The 2,937-nt window shown below is 37.5% G+C and carries 4 protein-coding genes; all 4 read right to left on the bottom strand.

All coding sequences use genetic code 11. The annotated features are described in order from the left end of the window. A partial coding sequence (locus AC06OU_RS04820) for a serine hydrolase domain-containing protein (protein WP_475854328.1) occupies positions 1-1,190 on the bottom strand: 1,190 nt, incomplete at its 3' end. A 27-nt stretch (positions 1,191-1,217) separates the two neighbouring features. After that, entirely contained in the window at positions 1,218-1,382 is a 165-nt protein-coding gene (locus AC06OU_RS04825) for a hypothetical protein (RefSeq protein ID WP_298467459.1), read from the bottom strand. Between the two features lie 94 nt (positions 1,383-1,476). Further along, complete coding sequence (locus AC06OU_RS04830) at positions 1,477-2,343, bottom strand: SDR family oxidoreductase (protein ID WP_475854329.1); 867 nt, start codon at positions 2,341-2,343, stop codon at positions 1,477-1,479. A 164-nt stretch (positions 2,344-2,507) separates the two neighbouring features. After that, positions 2,508-2,937, bottom strand: a 430-nt coding sequence (locus AC06OU_RS04835) for a DUF6944 family repetitive protein (protein WP_475854331.1), incomplete at its 5' end; no start/stop codon positions are given.

Consider the following 2,937-nt stretch of genomic DNA (forward strand, 5'->3'; position numbering starts at 1 on the left):
AATAACAAATAGATCATTGTAATAACTCCAAGTGATAAATCAATTATTTTAGATACTGGAGCTTTTAGTTCAGGTTTTTGCCCCTCGGTCAATTGGATAATACCTGTACTGATCTCATAAGCGTGTTCAATTGTAGGAGTAAAGCTATTTAATAGAACTGCAACTGCATAACCACTATTCGGTATTATATCGTGTTGCGCTTGATAGGTTGTTTCCACCCCGCTATGTGAAATGCGGGCTGGCTTTACATGAGGTGAGCTTAATTCCCAACCAAGACCATATTCTTCACTTCCAAGTTGTGGAGAATAAGTTTCTTCTAATAATTCTTTTGATAGTAATTGCTCTCCTTCTTCAGATTTACCCTCGTTTGTTTGCATAGAAAGCCATTTACCCATATCAGATGCTGTAGATATAATACTTCCAGCCCCCATATTCATCGCTTCTAGCTCTGACCAAGGCATTGCCTTTCCATATACGGTTACATATCCTCTAGGTAGACCAACTACTAAGTCTCCCGAATTAACATTAGCAAGTGAATCGTCCATTCCAAGCGGAGAGAATAACTTTTGTTTAAGATATTCAGAGAATTCCTGTTCACTAATTTTTTCTACTAAAAGTGCTATGATCCAGTAATTTGCGTTACTATAGTAATATTTCTCTCCTGGGTTTGCTTGAAGCCTCCAATCACTTAAACGTTCTACTCCTGCTTTTAAATTATTCGCTGGTGGAACAATAATCGGATTTGGTATACCTGATGTATGACTCAAAAGTTGACGAATCGTAACTTCCTTCCAGCGTGAATCATCAAGTGTGACCTCTGGCAAATACTTAATTACTCGATCATCGAGTTGTACTTTACCTTCCTCAACAAGCTGTAAAACAGCAAATGCAGAAAATGATTTAGATGCGGAACCAATTCTCATTAACGATTTTTCCGTTATAGGATTCCCTTCAGAATCGTGACCATATCCTTTTTCATATATTAATTGACCGTTTTTTACAACTACTATGGAAACACCAGGTAGTCCGTGCTGCTTTAAATAGCTAGTGACAAACTTATCAATGTCTTCAGTTTTAAAGGTGTGATTAGCGTATACTTCACCTAAAAAGGGAAAGGGTAACTTAGCTAATAGGATAAATATTAATAGAAGAACAAAGCCTAGTTTCTTCGTATCAATAGATTTTTTCAATACTTTTCCTCCTGTATTTTTCTTATTTTACAGAAATATTCCATCTATTAATTCATCATACCGTAATAGTGTTAACTGGTTATCAGGCTCGAGGCTAAAATTGTCTAAGTCTGCAGTCTTATCTAGTCTTTTGTTTAATAATACTAGAGGAGAGGAGGTGAAGGGGGAGGCATACTGATTTAAAATCTCCATATTCAGCACATCCCATTGCTTATTTATGTAAAATCTAAAAACAGGTTCCTCATCTTAAGAAAGAGGAACCTGTTTTAGGATGATATACAACGTATTACAAAGGAGTACCACCGTTAATATGAAGTACTTGTCCAGTTACATAAGACGAATCTTCAGATGCTAAGTATACATAGCCCGAAGCCAACTCGCTTGGATGCCCTGGTCGTTTCATAGGTGTCTGACTACCGAAACCATCCACCTCATCAGCCGCAAAGGAGGCAGGAATAAGCGGCGTCCATATTGGTCCTGGAGCTACAGCATTTACTCTAATTCCTTGTTCTACAAGGGAACCTGCAAGTGAACGAGTAAACGTTAGAATTGCCCCTTTAGTTGCAGAATAATCAATTAGATTTGGTGCTCCTTGAAAAGCCGTGATAGAAGTAGTGTTAATAATCGTACTTCCTGCTTTTAAATGATCGAGGGCAGCTTTCGTTAAATGGAACATACTAAACACGTTTGTACGGAAGGTTTTTTCCATTTGTTCAGCTGTTATGTCCTTTAATGATGCTTGAGTATGTTGTTCCCCTGCGTTGTTCACCAATATATCAAGCTTTCCAAATTCATCGATTACGTTTTTTATTATGTCTTGGCAAACAGATTCTTCTCCAATATCTCCGGGTAGTAAGACACATTTTTTTCCTTCGTTCTCTACATATTTTTTAGTTTCTTTCGCATCCTCATGCTCATCTAAGTAGGATATTGCTATATCTGCACCCTCTTTAGCATAAGCTACTGCTACTGCTCGTCCAATACCACTATCTCCACCAGTGATTAAAGCAATTTTTCCGGCAAGTCTTTGAGATCTTCCAGCAAAGTTTTGAGAGAAGTCTGGTCTTGGCTTCATTTCTGCTTCAATGCCTGGTTGGCGTTTCTGTTCTTGTGCTGGAATTTTTTCATTTTTTTGGTTTTCCACTAGAATCATTCCTTTCTTGAAAGCTAATTGTAATTTTCCATTATAATGATTAATTACCCATAGCAATAATGACCAAACATAAAAGGGAATATACGACTGGAGAAAAGGTTTAAGTAAAAGGGAAGGAAGATCATCGAAAATGCTTTGTATAAAGGATACAATTACTAGTTTCCTTACCCCTCCACAAAAATAGCAGATAGAACGGCACCAACCGCTTGTATCCAGCTACCCACGGTATTGATCTCTTGATTTTTTTGGCTATTAGGGGGATATCTAACCGCTAAGGCTTGATAAGAAGCCCCTATGACCTGAATAACATCACCTATATTATTTAAAGCATTTTGTATAGATTGGTTTCCTGTGAAATCAATCGTTAATGCTCCACCAACTGCCTCGATCAAATCACCTTGTGAACTTAATACCGAGCTAACATTTTCATTTTCTATAAATTCTGCTTGTAGGGAAACCAAGTTCCCAATCGCCTCCAGCTGGCTGCCTACAACGAATAAATAATCCTGATTTTGAGGGATTAGACTACTTCCAATAGCCTGTAATGCCAAACCAATGACATTTAAATCGTTTAGTATCTCATCTGATAAAACG

It is taken from the genome of Psychrobacillus sp. (genome assembly GCF_056205495.1).